Annotated in this window: 13 protein-coding genes; all 13 read left to right on the forward strand. The window is 70.0% G+C overall.

The annotated features are described in order from the left end of the window. Positions 1–1,438: 1,438 nt before the first annotated feature. The 13 genes from mraZ to ftsA are packed head-to-tail and all read left to right on the forward strand — an operon-like array spanning position 1,439 to position 15,747. Complete coding sequence (gene mraZ / locus H4F98_RS00780; protein WP_141517581.1) at positions 1,439–1,885, forward strand: division/cell wall cluster transcriptional repressor MraZ; 447 nt, start codon at positions 1,439–1,441, stop codon at positions 1,883–1,885. An 11-nt stretch (positions 1,886–1,896) separates the two neighbouring features. Beyond that, positions 1,897–2,853, forward strand: coding sequence for a 16S rRNA (cytosine(1402)-N(4))-methyltransferase RsmH (gene rsmH / locus H4F98_RS00785; RefSeq protein WP_246372722.1), 957 nt, complete (start codon positions 1,897–1,899; stop codon positions 2,851–2,853). Then, entirely contained in the window at positions 2,850–3,116 is a 267-nt protein-coding gene (gene ftsL / locus H4F98_RS00790; RefSeq protein WP_141517579.1) for a cell division protein FtsL, read from the forward strand. Before rsmH ends, ftsL begins: the two co-directional genes overlap by 4 nt. After that, positions 3,113–4,993, forward strand: a complete 1,881-nt coding sequence (locus H4F98_RS00795; RefSeq protein WP_182684763.1) for a peptidoglycan D,D-transpeptidase FtsI family protein — start codon at positions 3,113–3,115, stop codon at positions 4,991–4,993. Before ftsL ends, H4F98_RS00795 begins: the two co-directional genes overlap by 4 nt. A gap of 5 nt (positions 4,994–4,998) precedes the next feature. Further along, positions 4,999–6,459, forward strand: a complete 1,461-nt coding sequence (locus tag H4F98_RS00800; RefSeq protein ID WP_182684893.1) for a UDP-N-acetylmuramoyl-L-alanyl-D-glutamate--2,6-diaminopimelate ligase — start codon at positions 4,999–5,001, stop codon at positions 6,457–6,459. Further along, positions 6,456–7,850 (forward strand): UDP-N-acetylmuramoyl-tripeptide--D-alanyl-D-alanine ligase, encoded by a 1,395-nt coding sequence (locus H4F98_RS00805; protein ID WP_182684764.1) that lies wholly within the window; start codon positions 6,456–6,458, stop codon positions 7,848–7,850. Before H4F98_RS00800 ends, H4F98_RS00805 begins: the two co-directional genes overlap by 4 nt. Beyond that, positions 7,840–8,925 (forward strand): phospho-N-acetylmuramoyl-pentapeptide-transferase, encoded by a 1,086-nt coding sequence (gene mraY, locus H4F98_RS00810; protein ID WP_182684765.1) that lies wholly within the window; start codon positions 7,840–7,842, stop codon positions 8,923–8,925. Before H4F98_RS00805 ends, mraY begins: the two co-directional genes overlap by 11 nt. Next, the gene (gene ftsW, locus H4F98_RS00815; RefSeq protein WP_182684766.1) at positions 8,925–10,229 is read left to right on the forward strand and encodes a putative lipid II flippase FtsW; all 1,305 of its coding nucleotides are present in this window, start codon (positions 8,925–8,927) and stop codon (positions 10,227–10,229) included. Before mraY ends, ftsW begins: the two co-directional genes overlap by 1 nt. After that, the gene (gene murG / locus H4F98_RS00820; protein WP_182684767.1) at positions 10,226–11,338 is read left to right on the forward strand and encodes an undecaprenyldiphospho-muramoylpentapeptide beta-N-acetylglucosaminyltransferase; all 1,113 of its coding nucleotides are present in this window, start codon (positions 10,226–10,228) and stop codon (positions 11,336–11,338) included. Before ftsW ends, murG begins: the two co-directional genes overlap by 4 nt. After that, the gene (murC, locus tag H4F98_RS00825; protein ID WP_182684768.1) at positions 11,335–12,798 is read left to right on the forward strand and encodes a UDP-N-acetylmuramate--L-alanine ligase; all 1,464 of its coding nucleotides are present in this window, start codon (positions 11,335–11,337) and stop codon (positions 12,796–12,798) included. Before murG ends, murC begins: the two co-directional genes overlap by 4 nt. Further along, a complete protein-coding gene (locus H4F98_RS00830) occupies positions 12,795–13,766 on the forward strand; it encodes a D-alanine--D-alanine ligase (RefSeq protein WP_182684769.1) in 972 nt (323 codons plus the stop codon). The genes murC and H4F98_RS00830 overlap by 4 nt, the downstream gene beginning before the upstream one ends. Then, entirely contained in the window at positions 13,763–14,500 is a 738-nt protein-coding gene (locus H4F98_RS00835) for a cell division protein FtsQ/DivIB (protein WP_182684770.1), read from the forward strand. Before H4F98_RS00830 ends, H4F98_RS00835 begins: the two co-directional genes overlap by 4 nt. Further along, the gene (ftsA, locus tag H4F98_RS00840; protein ID WP_141517570.1) at positions 14,497–15,747 is read left to right on the forward strand and encodes a cell division protein FtsA; all 1,251 of its coding nucleotides are present in this window, start codon (positions 14,497–14,499) and stop codon (positions 15,745–15,747) included. Before H4F98_RS00835 ends, ftsA begins: the two co-directional genes overlap by 4 nt. Positions 15,748–15,868: the final 121 nt, after the last annotated feature.

The following is a 15,868-nucleotide window of genomic DNA, read 5'->3' on the forward strand; positions in this document are numbered from 1 at the left end:
GGTGCGCTTGGGACAGTGGCGGGCGCCTCCACGCTGCGCGTGGACCTCGCGATGCTTCGCATCCCGGGGTAGGCGACTTCAGGGCTGTGATTGGGGATTGGGAATTGGTGATTCGTGTCGAGTTCCGGCTCGGGGCCGTGCCCCTGAGGGCTTGAGCGACCGTTCCGGGTGCTTATGCCGTCATCCCAGCCCGTAGGATGGGTAGCGCGAAGCAAAACCCATCGCGCATCGTGCGTGCAGCTTCGCGACGGTGGGTTTCGCCTTCGGCTCTACCCACCCTACGAGGCCTGTCCACGACAGAACCCGGCTTATCGGCCGGCTCCGCCGCCTTTCTGGCTCTGTGAGCCAGAAAGGCCCCGAAGTTGGTCGCGACAATCTTCGGGCCCCAGGCTGTCTTCTCCAGCCCTCCACTCGCCCTTTGGGCTCGTCGCCCCCTGACTCAGGGGGCTGGCCTGAAGGCTGTGATTGGTGATGGGTGATCTGGTGTCGATATCCGGCCCGGGGCTGTGGCGTCGAAAACCTGAACGTCCGATCCAGCTCTTTACTCTGCGGCATGGGGTCGACCACGGGCGTCGGTGCGGTGGGAATGCCGGACGGGGCCTGGCCGCCGCGTCGCGTGCAACAAGCAAAGCGCATTGCACCCATGTCCGAGTCGCCCCGCCGCCGGCAACTGAAAGGCTGGATTCCAGCGTTCGCTGGAATGACGGTGGGGGTGGTGCCAAGCCCGTAGGATGGGTAGCGCGAAGCAAAACCCATCGCGCGTCGTGCGTGCAGCTTCGCGATGGTGGGTTTCGCCTTCGGCTCTACCCATCCAGATCCGGCTCAGGGCCGTGGCGTCAATGGCCCGAACGAGCTATCCGGCTGCTTATGCCGTCATCCCAGCGAACGCTGGGATCCAGCTCTTTCCTTGAGGTGGGCGGCGGGGTCCGGGATCGGCCAGGGGCGTTGGTGCGATGCGCTTCGCATATTGCACCCTACGGGGCCGGGGCTGTGATTGGGGTTGGGGTTGGTCATTGCGCGAGGGCTTCGGTGCCCTGGCCGTATCGACGCCCCTTGATACCTGTCCGTCTATCGAAACCGGAGACGCGATATGCCGCGCCGATTCGACGCGCCATGTTGCGTCGCAGCAATCCGCGGCGGGCCTTGCCTGAACCAGTCTTCACACGGCCGCACGAGCCCTCCCAGTCTCAAAATATGAGACGAAACAAGGCTTAGTGGGTAAGTCTTGAACAAGTCTGTGAAGTTCTTCGCAAGCCATTGATGTGCCTAGTGAAAATGCACTGGAAAACTTGTTGACAAGCTTTGGGGGCGTGCCTAAGGTGGACATCCGAGGGAAAGCCGGGTTTTTTGTGGTTTTTCGTGGCCGGAGCCGCCCCGATCGGGCGTTTCCATCGACAGGCAGACCCGCCCGCAGAGGTGGGCGCCAACAGGTGAATCGATGTTCCAGGGCGAGACCGCCATCACGATTGACGACAAGGGCCGATTGGCGGTGCCCACCGCCCATCGCGAACTTGTCGCGTCCGAATGCGGCAACCGCCTGGTCATCACCTACAACCCCTTCGAGTCCGGCTCCCTGTACCTCTACCCGCAAGCCGTCTGGGAGCGCGTGCGCGACCAGGTCAACAAGCTGCCCAAGGCCAAGAAGGTCAACCGCAACCTGCAACTCAAGCTGGTCGGCGCGGCGACCTTCGTCGAACTGGACGGCAACGGCCGGATCACCGTGCCGGGCAGCCACCGCGCCGCGGTCGGGATCGAGAAGAAGGCCGTCCTGCTGGGCATGGGCGAGAAATTCGAGCTGTGGAGCGAGCAGGCGCATCACGCGCAGATCCGTCAGACGGTGTCCGACGACGATCTGAGCGACGAACTGCTCGACCTGCAGCTATGACGGGAGGTGGCATGGAGCGCGCGACCGCGTCATCCGGCCACCTTCCCGTGATGTACGCGCAGGTGCTGGACGGCCTGCGCATTGTCGGGGATGGAGCCTACCTGGACGGCACGTTCGGTCGCGGCGGGCATGCGCGCGGCGTGCTGGCACAACTCGGCCCGGGAGGCCGGCTGCTGGTGATGGACAAGGATCCCGAAGCGATTGCCGTGGCCGAACGTGAGTTCGGCGCGGACCCGCGCGTGGCGATCTTCCGCGGCAGCTTCGCCGCGCTCGCCGGTTGGGAAGCGACCGCGGCCGGGCTCGATGGCGTGCTCTTCGATCTGGGCGTCTCCTCGCCGCAGCTCGACGTGGCCGAGCGCGGTTTCAGTTTCGGCAAGGACGGCCCGCTGGACATGCGCATGGATCCCGACAGTGGCGAGAGCGCGGCGCAGTGGCTGGCCCGTGCCGACGAGCGCGAGATCGCCGACGTTTTGTGGACCTACGGGGAGGAGCGGCAGAGCCGACGCATCGCGCGCGCCATCGTGGCCGATCGCGAGGCGACCCCGCTGCTGCGCACCGCCCAGCTGGCCGAGCTGATCGCCCGGGTGATGCCGCGCGGCGACTCGAAGTCGGACAAGGGCCGGATCCACCCCGCCACGCGCAGCTTCCAGGCCATCCGCATCTTCATCAACCGCGAACTGGCCGACCTCGAGCTCGGCCTGGAAGCGGCGATGGCGCGGCTCAAGCCCGGTGGGCGCCTGGCGGTGATCAGCTTCCATTCGCTGGAAGACCGCATCGTCAAGCGCTTCATCGGTGCCCGCGCCAAGGCGCCGCCGGCCAACCGGCGGATGCCGGTCGAGCGGGCCTTCACCCCGAGCCTGCGGGCCATCGGCGGCGCGATCAAGGCCGGCGACGACGAGACCGCCGCCAACCCGAGGGCCCGCAGCGCGGTACTGCGCGTGGCCGAGAAGCTGGAGGGCGAGGCATGACGCTGCGCCTCGCCCTCGTCGTGCTGGTGGCCGCCAACCTGCTCAGCGCGTTGGCGGTGGTGTATGCCCGCCACGAGAACCGCCAGCTGTTCGTCCAGCTCACGCGCCTGGAAAAGGCCCGCGACGAGCTCGACATCGAGTTCGGCCGCCTGCAGCTGGAACAGGCCACCTGGGCGGAGAGCAACCGCATCGACCAGGTGGCGCGCGACCGCCTGGGCATGAAGTTCCCGGAAGGGCCCGAGATCGTGGTGGTGCGTCCATGAACCGCCGGCCGATACGCGGCCAGGGCCTGGGCGAACGCCTGGGCGAGTGGTGGCGCGCGCGTCGCGAGGCCTCGGGCGCCCGCGGTGGCCGGCCGCGCAGCAACCGCGCGCGCTACAACCCCCGCCACCGCCTCCTGCTCGTCGGCGGCGTGATGGGCCTGTGCGCCGTCGCGCTGGTCGCGCGGGCATTCACCCTGCAGGTCGTCAACAGCGAGTTCTACCGCAAGCAGGGCGACGAGCGGATCCTGCGCGAGATCGAGATCCCGACCTCGCGCGGCATGATCACCGACCGCAACGGCGAGCCGCTCGCGGTGTCCACGCCGGTCGAGTCGGTCTGGGGCAACCCGCAGGAGCTGGTCAAGGTCCCCGACCGCATCCCCGAGCTGGCCGAGGCGCTGGGCGTGCCCGCCGACGAGCTCATGCGCCGCATCAGCCAGCGCGCCACGCGCGAGTTCATGTACCTCAAGCGCCGGATCAACCCCGACCAGGCGCAGGCCATCCTCGCCCACGAGGTCCCGGGGGTGTACTCGCAACGCGAGTTCCGTCGCTTCTACCCGCAGGGCGAAGCGCTGTCGCACGTGCTGGGCTTCACCAACGTCGACGACAACGGGCAGGAAGGCCTGGAGCTGGCCTTCGACGAGTGGCTCAAGGGCAAGCCGGGCAGCAAGCGGGTGATCCGCGACAGCCGCGGCCGCATCGTCGAGAACGTCGAGCTGATCGAGGCCGCCCAGCCCGGCCACGACCTCAACCTGACCATCGATCGCCGCATCCAGTACCTGACCTTCCGCGAACTGCGCAAGGCGCTCGAGCGCACCGGTGCGAGCAGCGGATCGGCGGTCGTGCTGGACGTCGCCACCGGCGAGATCCTGGCGATGGCGAACCTGCCGACCTACAACCCGAACGCACTGGGCGGGCAGGGCGCGGACACCCGCCGCAACCGCGCGGTGACGGACGTGATCGAGCCGGGCTCGACGATGAAGCCGCTGACGGTGGCGATCGGCCTGGAATCGGGTGCGATCACCCCGACGAGCGTGTTCGACACCAACCCGGGCTGGATCCCCAATGGCCGCTACCGCACCACCGACCATCGCAACTACGGCGTGCTCGACACCACCGGCGTGATCCGCAAGAGCTCGAACGTGGGCGCGGCGAAGATCGTCCATCGCATCGACGACAAGGTCTTCTACGACTTCCTGCGTCGCATGGGCTACGGCAGCAGCACGCACAGCGGTTTCCCGGGCGAGTCCTCCGGCGTCCTGCCGGTGCCCGGCAGTGCGAGCTGGTACGGGACGACCAAGCAGGGCATGTCGTACGGGTACGGCCTGTCGGCCACGCCGTTGCAGATCGCCGCGGCCTACGCCGCGCTCGGCAACGGCGGCCGGCTGATCGCCCCGACCTTCGTCAAGGGCCAGCGCAACGAGGCCCGTCGGGTGCTGGACCCCACGATCGCCGGCGAAGTGCTGCACATGATGCAGACCGTGACCGAGCCCGGCGGCACCGCCACGCAGGCCGCGATCCTGGGCTACCACGTCGCCGGCAAGACGGGCACCGCCCGCAAGTACAACGCCAGCGGCGGCTACTCGCGGCGCTACATCTCCTTCTTCGCCGGCCTGGTGCCGGTGGAGAACCCCCGTTTCTCGATGGTCGTGGTGATCGACGATCCCGATCCCGCCAAGGGCTACTTCGGTGGCCTGGTGTCGGCACCGGTGTTCAAGAACGTCATGGACGGCGCGCTTCGCCTGATGGACGTGCCCCCGGACGACATCGAGACCTGGCTCGCCGCCCAGGCCGAGGAAGACGCCCGGCGCAGCGGTGCCACGCCGCCGCTGGCCGCGGCCGCCGTGCCGCGCGCCGGCGCCCAGGGGGGCACGCCATGACGACGATGCGCCTGGCCGAACTGCTGCCCGACATCGACGCCGTGCCCGCCGGGCTCTCGATCAACGGCCTGGTCATGGACAGCCGCGAACTGTCGCCCGGCAACGCCTTCGTCGCGATCGCCGGCTTCGGTACCCACGGCCTTGCCTTCGCCGACGACGTCCGCGCCAAGGGGGCCGCGGCGATCCTGTTCGAGCCCCCGGCACCGGACGCGCTGCCGGCGCCCGCGGACGCCATCGCCGTGCCCGGCCTGCGGGCGCGCCTGGGCGAGATGGGCGACCGTTTCCATGGCCGGCCGAGCGCCGGCATGGACGTGGTCGGCGTGACCGGCACCAATGGCAAGACCTCGACCGTCCAGTTGCTGGCCCAGGCGTGGACGCTGCTGGGTACCCGCAGCGCGACCATCGGCACGCTCGGCGCCGGCCTCTACGGCCAGGCCGTGGCGACCGGCTTCACCACCCCGCTCGTGCTGCGCCTGCACGGCCTGATCGCCGAGCTGCGCGACGCGGGCGCCGAGGCGCTGGCGATGGAGGTCAGCTCCCACGCCCTCGACCAGGGGCGCGCGGCGGGCGTGCACTTCGACGTCGGGGTCTTCACCAACCTCACCCGCGACCACCTCGACTACCACGGCGACATGGTCGCCTATGGCGCGGCCAAGGCCCGCCTGTTCGAATGGCCGGAACTGAAAGCGGCGGTGATCAACATCGACGACGCCTTCGGGCGCGACCTGATGGCGTCGCTGGGGACCGGCGTGAAGGCGCTGGCCTGCAGTTCCCACGGCAACCCCGACGCCGGCATCCGCGCGATCGATCTTCGACTGGATGCGCGCGGGCTGCTGTTCGACCTGCAGATCGGCGACGAGTCGCACCCGGTGATCTCGTCGCTGCTCGGCCGCTTCAACGTCGACAACCTGCTGGCCGTCGCCGGCGCCCTGAGCGCGTTCGGCGAGAGCCCGGCGCGCATCGCCGACGTGCTGTCGAGGCTGGAGCCCATCCATGGGCGCATGAACCGGCTGGGCGGCGATGGCCGCCTGCCGCTGGTGGTGATCGACTACGCGCACACCCCCGACGCCCTCGAGCAGGCGCTGGTCTCGCTGCGCGGGCACGTGCACGGGCGGCTGGTCTGCGTCTTCGGTTGCGGCGGCGAGCGCGACACCGGCAAGCGCCCGCAAATGGCGGCGATCGCCGAACGCCATGCCGACGCGGTGTTCGTCACCGACGACAATCCTCGCGGCGAAGACGGCGATGCCATCGTCGCCGACATCATGGCCGGCTTCGACCGGCCCGGCGCCGTCCGCGTCGTCCGCGACCGCCGGGCGGCCATCCTGGGCGCCGTCGCCGAGGCCGGCCGCAGCGACATCGTCCTCGTCGCCGGCAAGGGCCATGAGCCCTACCAGGAGATCGACGGCGTGCGCCACCCCTTCGACGACACCCGCGTCGCGGGCGAAGCCCTGGAGGCGCGCGCATGAAGCCGATGACGCTGTCGTCCATCGCCCGCGCCACCCATGGCCGCCTGCAGGGCGAGGACCGCGAGGTGGATGTACTGGCGACCGACACCCGCGCCCTGCCCGGGGCGGGCGCCGCGCTGTTCGTCGCGATCAAGGGCGCCAACTTCGACGGCCATGACCATGTCGAGGTCGCCGCCGGCGCAGGAGTGTCCGCCGCCCTGGTGTCGCGCGCGCTCGAGATCGCGCTGCCGCAAGTGGTGGTGGCCGACACCGAGCGCGCGCTGGCCGATCTCGCCGGCTTCGTCCAGGGCCAGCGTCCGGGCCGGGTGATCGCGATCACCGGCAGCAACGGCAAGACCAGCGTCAAGGCGCTGGTGACCTCGATCATGCAGCGCGCCGCGCCCGGCACGTACGCCACGCCCGGCAACCGCAACAACGAGATCGGACTGCCCCTGGCCGTGCTCGACGCACCCGAGGACGCACCGTTCGCGATCTACGAAATGGGCGCCGGCAAGCCGGGCGACATCGCTTACCTGGCGCACATCGCGCGCCCGGACGTCGCCCTGGTCAACAACGTCGCCCCCGCGCACCTGGAGCGCATGGGCAGCCTGCTGGGCATCGCCGACACCAAGGCCGCCATCTACGACGCGCTGCCCGCCGACGGCGTGGCGGTGATCAACGCCGACGACGCCTTCGCCCCGTACTTCGCCGAACGCGCCCACGGCCGCCGTCTCATCCGCTTCGGCCTGGAGGCCAGCGCCGACGTGCGCGCGCGCGACATCGCGGTGGAAGGCGCGGGCTCGCGCTTCGTCATCGAGACTCCCCTGGGCGACGCACCGGTGGGGCTGTCCCTGCCGGGGCGCCACAACGTCGCCAATGCCCTGGCCGCCGCGTCCATGGCGCTGGGCGCGGGCGCGGACCTCGACACGATCGTCGCGGGACTGGAGGCGGCGCGGCCGGTGCCCGGCCGACTGGTGACGCACCGGCTGCCCGGTGGCGCGCTGCTCGTCGACGACAGCTACAACGCCAACCCCGGCTCGATGGCCACGGCGATCGACACCCTGGTGTCCCTGGGGGGCGAGGGCTGGCTGGTACTGGGCGACATGCGCGAGATCGGCGACGACGCCGAGGCCATGCACGCCGAGGTCGGCCGCCGCGCGCGCGCCGCCGGCGTCCGTCGCCTGTTCGCCCTCGGCCCGATGAGCGCCTGTGCCGCGCGCGCGTTCGGCGAGGGCGCCGAGGTCTTCGACTCGCACGACACCCTCGCCGCGGCCCTTGCCGAGCGCATCGGCGCCGAGGCGCGGGTACTGGTGAAGGGGTCGCGCGGCAGTGCGATGGACCGGATCGTGGCGGCGCTGGTCCCCGCTTCCGGCGCGAACGCAACACCGACAGGGGATCCCCATGCTGCTTGAACTCTTCCGCTGGCTCGAGCAACTGCAAGGGCACTTCGCCCTGTTCGGCTACCTCACCTTCCGCGGCATCCTTGCCGCGCTCACCTCGCTGGGTCTCTCGCTGTGGTGGGGACCGGCGGTGATCCGCCGCCTCGCCCAGCTCAAGGGCGGCCAGCCGATCCGCAAGGACGGCCCGGAGTCGCACTTCTCCAAGGCCGGCACGCCGACCATGGGCGGTGCGCTGATCCTGCTCACCATCCTCGCCGCGGTGCTGCTGTGGGGCGACCTGCGCAACCGTTACGTGTGGCTCGTGCTGCTGATCATGGTGGCCTTCGGCTGGATCGGCTGGTGGGACGACTGGATCAAGATCGTCAAGCGCGACCCCAACGGCATGAAGTCGCGCTGGAAGTACCTGCTGCAGTCCCTGTTCGGCCTCGGTGCCGGTTTGTTCCTGTACTACACCGCCGACGTGCCGGCGGCGACCAACTTCTACGTGCCGTTCTTCAAGGCGGTCGCGCTGCCGCTGGCGGGCATCAGTTTCGTCGCCATCGCCTACTTCTGGATCGTCGGCTTCTCCAACGCGGTGAACCTGACCGACGGCCTCGACGGCCTGGCGATCATGCCCACGGTGCTGGTGGCGTGCGCACTGGGCGTGTTCGCCTATGCGTCCGGCCACGCGCAGTTCGCCGAATACCTGCAGATCCCGCGCGTGCCCGGGGCGGGCGAGCTGGTGATCATCTGCGCGGCGATCGCCGGCGCGGGCCTGGGCTTCCTGTGGTTCAACACCTACCCGGCGATGGTCTTCATGGGCGACATCGGCGCACTGGCGCTGGGCGCGGTCCTGGGCACCATCGCGGTGATCGTCCGCCAGGAGCTGGTGCTCGTGGTCATGGGCGGGGTGTTCGTGATCGAGACCCTGTCGGTGATGATCCAGGTCGCGTCGTTCAAGCTCACCGGCAAGCGGGTCTTCCGGATGGCGCCCATCCACCACCACTTCGAGCTCAAGGGCTGGCCCGAGCCGCGCGTGATCGTGCGCTTCTGGATCATCTCCGTGGTCCTCGTCCTCGTCGGCCTGGCGACGCTGAAGGTGCGCTGATGAGCGAACACGCGTCCAGGCAGGCCACCCGCATCGACGACATCCAGGGGCGTTTCGACCCCTGGCTGCTGGGCGTCGTGCTGGCGCTGGCGTCGCTGGGCGTGGTGATGGTGGGCTCGAGCTCGATCTACCAGGACGCCGATCCCTTCCACTACCTCAGCCGCCACCTGATGTTCCTGGGCGCGGGCGGGGTGCTGGCGCTGATGGCCGCGCGCACGGAACTCAAGACCGTGGAGCGCCACAACCACCTCATGCTGCTGGGCTGCGTGGTCCTGCTGCTGCTGGTGTTCATCCCGGGGCTGGGGGTGAGCGTCAAGGGCGCGCACCGCTGGATCAACCTGGGCGTCTCGAACTTCCAGGTGGTCGAAGCGGTCAAGGTGCTCTTCATCATCTGGCTGGCCAGCTACCTGGTGCGCTTCCGCGACGAAGTCAATGCGACCTGGATCGCGATGCTCAAGCCACTGGGCGTCGTCGTGCTGCTGGTGGCGCTGCTGCTGCTGCAACCGGACTTCGGTTCGTCCTCGCTGCTGTTGGCGATCACCGCGGGCATGCTGGTGCTCGGCGGCGTCAACATGCCGCGGATGTTCGGCCCGGTCCTCGTCGGCTTGCCGGTCCTGGCCTTCATCGCGGTGCTCGAGCCCTACCGCATGCGCCGCCTGACGTCGTTCATGGATCCGTGGGCGGATCCCTTCGGCAGCGGCTACCAGCTGACGAACGCGCTGATGGCGGCCGGTCGCGGCGAGTGGTTCGGCGTGGGCCTGGGCAGTTCGATCCAGAAGCTGTACTACCTGCCCGAGGCGCACACCGACTTCATCCTCGCGGTGATCGCCGAGGAGCTGGGCTTCGCCGGCGTGTGCACGGTGATCGCCCTCTATGCCCTGCTGGTGGGCCGCGCACTGTGGATCGGCCTCAAGTGCGTCGAGATGCGCCGGCACTTCTCCGGCTACCTCGCCTTCGGTATCGCGCTCTGGATCGGCCTGCAGAGCTTCGTCTCGATCGGCGTCAACCTGGGCCTGCTGCCGACCAAGGGCCTGACCCTGCCGTTGATTTCCTCGGGCGGCTCCAGCGTGCTGATGACCTGCCTGGCGATGGGCCTGTTGTTGCGGGTCTCCTACGAACTCGAACGCGCCCAGCGCCAGGTCGCACGCCTGCGTGGCGAGGACGGGGAGGGCGCATCGCCGCTCTCGCCCGAGCCGGTCCGCACGCCCGGCGCGCCGCGCAGCTCGCGCGAGGCCGACGCATCGCCGCGCGGCACCAGCCGCCTGCACCAGCGCATCGAGCCGGTGCTCGGGAGGTCCCCATGACCGCCGCGACCCAGGCGCCCGTGGTGATCCTCGCCGGGGGCACCGGCGGCCACATCTTCCCCGGCCTGTCGGTCGCCACTGCGATCCAGGCCCGCGGCGTGCCCGTGCGCTGGATCGGCTCGGAAGGCGGCATGGAGACGCGCCTGGTGCCGCAGCACGGCCTTACCATCGACACCCTGCGCGTGAGCGGCATTCGCGGCAAGGGCGTCAAGGCCAAGCTCGGCGCCCCGCTGCGCCTGTGGCGGGCCGTCAACGAGGCCAAGCGCCTGCTGCGCGGCATGCAGCCGCGTGCGGTGGTCAGTTTCGGTGGCTTCGCCGCCGGCCCCGGTGGCCTGGCCGCCCGCCAGCTCGGGATTCCGCTCGTCGTGCACGAGCAGAACCGCGCGCCCGGGCTGACCAATCGCGTGCTCGCGCGCATGGCGCGCGATGTCCTGGTCGGTTTTCCCGGCGCCTTCCCGACGCTCGACGAAAAGTGGGTCGGCAATCCCGTGCGCGAGGCGATCCTCGCCGTGCCGCCGCCGGAAGAACGCTTTGCCGGTCGTGAAGGCCCGATCCGCGTCCTCGTGCTGGGCGGCAGCCAGGGCGCCCGCGCGCTCAACGAGGCGGTGCCGCGCGCGATCGCCGCGCTGCCCACGACCGTCCGTTGCGAGGTCCGCCACCAGTCCGGCGAGAAGCTGTTGGACGCAACGCGCAAGGCATACGCCGAGCATCGCGTGGCCGCGAGCGTCGAGCCATTCATCGCCGACATGGCCCAGGCCTATGCCTGGGCCGACGTGGTGGTCTGCCGCGCCGGCGCGCTCACCCTGGCCGAGGTCTGCGCCGTCGGCGTGGCCAGCTTCCTGGTGCCATTCCCGGAGGCGGTGGACGACCACCAGACCAAGAATGCCGAATACCTGCGCGTGCGCGGCGCTTCGATGCTGCTGCCGCAGGGACCCTCGCTGCACGAGCGGCTGTCGGCGACGCTGGAGATCCTCGGCGAACGCGTCGACCTGCTCGGCCTGGCGAAGGCGGCGCGCGGCATGGCGCGTCCAGACGCTGCCTCGCGCGTGGCCGACGTCGTGCTGCGCGACCCTTCCACGACCCATCCCCAACAGGAGTCGGCCGCATGAGCGCGACCGTGCGCAGCCGCCGGCTGCAACACCATGGCGACCCCGCGCGCTCCGGCGCCGACGGCCAGCCCTCGCGCGTGCACTTCGTCGGTATCGGCGGCACCGGCATGAGCGGCATCGCAGAGGTCATGTCGACCCTGGGCTATCGCGTGTCCGGCTCGGACATGGCCGACAACGCCGTCACCCGGCGCCTGCAGTCGCTGGGCATCACGGTGCATCGCCAGCACATCGCATCGAACGTGCTGGGAGCAGACTGCGTGGTGGTGTCGAGCGCGATCCGCGCCGACAACGCCGAACTGATGGAGGCGCGCGCGCAGCGCATCCCGGTGGTGCCGCGCGCGGAGATGCTCGCCGAGCTGATGCGCTTCAAGCGCGGCATCGCGGTGGCCGGCACCCATGGCAAGACGACCACGACCTCGCTGACGGCGAGCGTGCTCGGCGAGGGTGGGGTGGATCCCACCTTCGTGATCGGCGGCCAGCTGCTGGCCGCCGGCGCCAATGCGCGCCTGGGATCGGGCGACTGGCTGGTGGCCGAGGCCGACGAGAGCGACGGCAGCTTCCTGCGCCTGAACCCGCAGGTTGCGGTGGTGACCAACATCGACGCCGACCACCTCGAGAACTACGGCGGCGAGTTCGCCCAGGTCCAGGCGGCGTTCGAGGAATTCATGCATCGGCTGCCGTTCTACGGGCTGGCCGTGCTGTGCATCGACGATCCGGAAGTCGCCGCGCTCGCCGCGAAGACACCCCGTCACGTCATGACCTACGGCACCGACGCCGAGGCCGACGTGCGCGCCGAGGACATCCGGCAGCAGGGTCCGAACATGCATTTCACCCTCTGCCTGCCCGACGCCACGCGCACGCCGGTCGAGCTTGCGCTGCCCGGCCGCCACAACGTGCTCAACGCGCTGGCCGCGGCCGCCGTGGGCTGGCAGCTGGGCGTGGAGCCCGACGCCATCGCCCGGGCCCTGAAGGGCTTCGCCGGCATCGGGCGGCGTTTCAACCTGCTCGCGGAACTGACCACCCATCGCGGCGCACGGGTCCAGGTGGTGGACGACTACGGCCACCATCCCAAGGAGCTGGAGGCGGTGTTCGCCGCCGCGCGGGGCGGCTGGCCGGACCGGCGCCTGGTGGTGGCCTTCCAGCCCCACCGCTATTCGCGCACGCGCGACCTGTTCGACGAGTTCGCCGCCGTGCTTTCCACCGTGGACGCCGCCGTGCTGACCGAAGTCTACCCGGCCGGCGAGGCGCCCATCGTCGGCGCCGATGCCAAGTCGCTGGCGCGCGCGATCCGTACGCGCGGCAGGATCGACCCGGTCGTGGTGGCCTCCGCCTCGGAGCTCCCGCCCGTCCTGTCCGACGTGCTCGAGGACGGCGACCTGTTGCTGGTCATGGGCGCGGGCGATATCGGCCACGTCGCCCAGGACCTGCTCGCCCATGGCTTCGGGGAGGGCGGGGCATGAGCCTGTCGCTGCCCCCGCCGCGCTTCGACGACCCGGCCGTGTTCGGGCGCGTCGCCGTGCTGATGGGCGGCACCAGCGCCGAGCGCGAGGTCTCGCTCGACTCCGGCCGTAACGTGCTCGAGGCACTGCGCTCGCGCGGCGTCGACGCCTTCGCGGTCGATGGCATCCCGGCGCTGGTCGACGCGATCCGCGACGGCCGCGTCGACCGCGTGTTCAACATCCTCCACGGCAACCGCGGCGGCGGCGAGGATGGCGTGCTGCAGGGCCTGCTCGACGCGCTGGGCGTCGCCTACACGGGCCCCGGCGTGCTGGGCTCGGCGCTGACGATGGACAAGATCCGCACCAAGCAGGTGTGGATGGCCGAGGGCCTGCCGACGCCGCGCTTCGTGCGCCTGGCGCCGGGCGACGACCTGGTGGCCGCTGCGCGCTCGCTCGGCCTGCCGGTGTTCGTGAAGCCTTCCAACGAGGGTTCGAGCGTCGGCGTGTTCCGCATCCTCGAAGAGGGCGACCTGCGCGCCGCGGCCGAGTTCGCCGCCGGTTACCGGGGCGAGCTGCTGATGGAACAGATGGTCCAGGGCAAGGAATACACCGTGGCCATCCTGGGTGGCGTGGCATTGCCTTCCATTCGCATCGAGCCCGCGGGCGAGTGGTACGACTACCATGCCAAGTACGTCGCCGACGACACGCAATACATCTGTCCGGGGCTGGAGGGCGAGGATGAGCTCGCCATCCGCCGGCTCGCGCTCGCGGCGTTCGTCGCCGCCGGCTGCAGTGGCTGGGGCCGCGTGGACGTGATGCGCGACGAGGCGCTGGGCTTCCAGCTGATCGAAGTGAACACCGCGCCGGGCATGACCAGCCATTCGCTGGTGCCCAAGGCGGCCGCGCAGGTGGGCGTCGACTATGCCTCCCTGTGCTGGCGCGTGCTCGAGCAGACCCTGGGCGCCGACGCGGGAGGTGCGCGCGGATGAGCGCACTTGCGCGCCTGCTGGGCTGGACCCTCGCGGTGGCACTGGTCGTGTTGCCGGTGGTCGCCGTGCTCAAGGGCTGGGTGGGGCAGTCGCAATGGCCGCTGACCCGCCTGCGCGCCACCGGCGAGTTCGAGCGCGTGGATCCCGCCCTGCTGCAGCAGACCCTCCTGCCGTATGCACGGCAGGGGTTCTTCGCCGTCCGCCTCGAGGAGGCACAGCGCGCGGTCTCGCGCCTGCCGTGGGTGGAGACCGCCGAGGTGCGCAAGCGCTGGCCCGACATCCTCGAAGTGCACGTGGTCGAGCATCGCCCGTTCGCTCGCTGGGGCGAGGAGCGGCTCCTGTCCGAGCAGGGTCGCCTGTTCCCGGCGGGGGGGATCGAGGTGCCGGCCAACCTGCCCGAACTGGCGGGCCCCGACACCCGCGTCTCCGACGTCGTCCGCTTCTACAACGACACCCGCGAGATGTTCGCGCCGATGGGCGCCAGCGTGCGTTCGGTCGAACTGGACGCGCGCGGCAGCTGGCAGGTGGTGTTGGCCAGCGGCACCGAGGTGGTGGTCGGCCGCGACCACGCCGGCGAGCGCCTGCGCCGCTTCGTGCGCGTCGCGCCGCAGCTGCTGATGCATCGCGTCGAGCCGCTCGCGCGCGCTGACCTGCGCTACACCAACGGATTCTCATTGACGTGGGGCGCCCCCGGGGCCCCTGCGCCGAACCCGCAACCGCAAGGACAATCATGAACCGCAAGGGCGACAAGTCGCTGATCGTTGGCCTCGATATCGGCACCTCCAAGGTGGTGGCGCTGGTCGGCGAGTATTCGCCCGACAACAACGGATCGGGCAATCCCATCGAGGTGATCGGGATCGGGTCGCACGAGTCGCGCGGCCTGCGCAAGGGCGTGGTGGTCGACATCGAGTCCACGGTGCAGTCGATCCAGCGGGCGGTCGAGGAGGCCGAACTGATGGCTGGCTGCGAGATCCGTTCCGTCTATGCCTCCATCTCCGGCAGCCACATCCAGTGCCGCAACTCGCAGGGCATCGCCCCGATCCGCGACGGCGAGGTCAGCCACGGCGACCTCGACCGGGTGCTGGAAGCGGCCAAGGCGGTGGCGATCCCGGCCGACCAGAAGATCCTGCACGCGATCCCGCGCGACTACGTGCTCGACGACTCCCAGGAAGGCATCCGCAACCCGGTGGGCATGACAGGCGTCCGCCTGGAAGTCCATGCCCACCTGGTCGTCTGCGCACAGTCGGCCGCGGCGAACGTGAGCAAGTGCGTGCAGCGCTGCGGCCTGCAGGTCGACGACCTGGTGCTCGGCGTGCTCGCCTCCAGCCAGGCGGTGCTGACCAGCGACGAACGCGAGCTCGGCGTCGTGCTGGTCGACATCGGCGCGGGCACCACCGACATCGCCGTCTTCGTGCATGGCGCGATCGCGCACAGCGCCAGCCTGCCGATCGCCGGCGACAAGGTCACCGAGGACATCGCGCACATGCTGCGCACGCCCACCCCCGAGGCCGAGCAGATCAAGGTGCGATACGCCTGCGCGCTGGCGCAGATGGCGACCGCCGAGGAATCGATCCAGGTCCCGTCGGTGGGCGACCGGCCGCCGCGCCGCATGCCGCGCCACTCGCTGGCCCAGGCCGTGCAGGCGCGCTACGAGGAGCTGTTCGAGATGGTCCAGGCGGAGCTGCGCCGCAGCGGCTTCGAACAGCACGTCCGCGCCGGCATGGTGCTGACCGGCGGCGCCTCGAAGATGGAGGGCGTCGTCGAGCTGGCCGAGGAAATGCTGCAGATGCCGGTGCGCGTGGGCATTCCCCAGCACGTCACCGGCCTGGGCGAAGTCGTCGGCAACCCGGTCCATGCCACCGGCGTGGGCCTGCTGCTGATGGGCAGCCAGATCGAACACCCCCGCCGCCCGGTGATCTCCACCGGCCGCGCGGGCTCGTTCTTCAACAAGTTGAAGAACTGGTACCGGGGGGAGTTTTGATTCTGGTGATTTGTGATTTGTGATTTGTGAAGGGCAACAGCAACAGCAACAGCAACAGCAACAGCAACAGCAGTCGCAAGAGCGGTGGATGAAGCGTAGAGCGGTAGGCGGGTGGAATCGA

Source organism: Marilutibacter spongiae, assembly GCF_014145325.1.
GTDB lineage: Bacteria > Pseudomonadota > Gammaproteobacteria > Xanthomonadales > Xanthomonadaceae > Marilutibacter > Marilutibacter spongiae.

Coding starts and splice junctions, on each gene's coding strand:
- mraZ (WP_141517581.1), top strand. CDS start 1,439: ATGTTCCAGGGCGAGACCGCCATCACGATTGACGACAAGGGCCGATTG.
- rsmH (WP_246372722.1), top strand. CDS start 1,897: ATGGAGCGCGCGACCGCGTCATCCGGCCACCTTCCCGTGATGTACGCG.
- ftsL (WP_141517579.1), top strand. CDS start 2,850: ATGACGCTGCGCCTCGCCCTCGTCGTGCTGGTGGCCGCCAACCTGCTC.
- H4F98_RS00795 (WP_182684763.1), top strand. CDS start 3,113: ATGAACCGCCGGCCGATACGCGGCCAGGGCCTGGGCGAACGCCTGGGC.
- H4F98_RS00800 (WP_182684893.1), top strand. CDS start 4,999: ATGCGCCTGGCCGAACTGCTGCCCGACATCGACGCCGTGCCCGCCGGG.
- H4F98_RS00805 (WP_182684764.1), top strand. CDS start 6,456: ATGAAGCCGATGACGCTGTCGTCCATCGCCCGCGCCACCCATGGCCGC.
- mraY (WP_182684765.1), top strand. CDS start 7,840: ATGCTGCTTGAACTCTTCCGCTGGCTCGAGCAACTGCAAGGGCACTTC.
- ftsW (WP_182684766.1), top strand. CDS start 8,925: ATGAGCGAACACGCGTCCAGGCAGGCCACCCGCATCGACGACATCCAG.
- murG (WP_182684767.1), top strand. CDS start 10,226: ATGACCGCCGCGACCCAGGCGCCCGTGGTGATCCTCGCCGGGGGCACC.
- murC (WP_182684768.1), top strand. CDS start 11,335: ATGAGCGCGACCGTGCGCAGCCGCCGGCTGCAACACCATGGCGACCCC.
- H4F98_RS00830 (WP_182684769.1), top strand. CDS start 12,795: ATGAGCCTGTCGCTGCCCCCGCCGCGCTTCGACGACCCGGCCGTGTTC.
- H4F98_RS00835 (WP_182684770.1), top strand. CDS start 13,763: ATGAGCGCACTTGCGCGCCTGCTGGGCTGGACCCTCGCGGTGGCACTG.
- ftsA (WP_141517570.1), top strand. CDS start 14,497: ATGAACCGCAAGGGCGACAAGTCGCTGATCGTTGGCCTCGATATCGGC.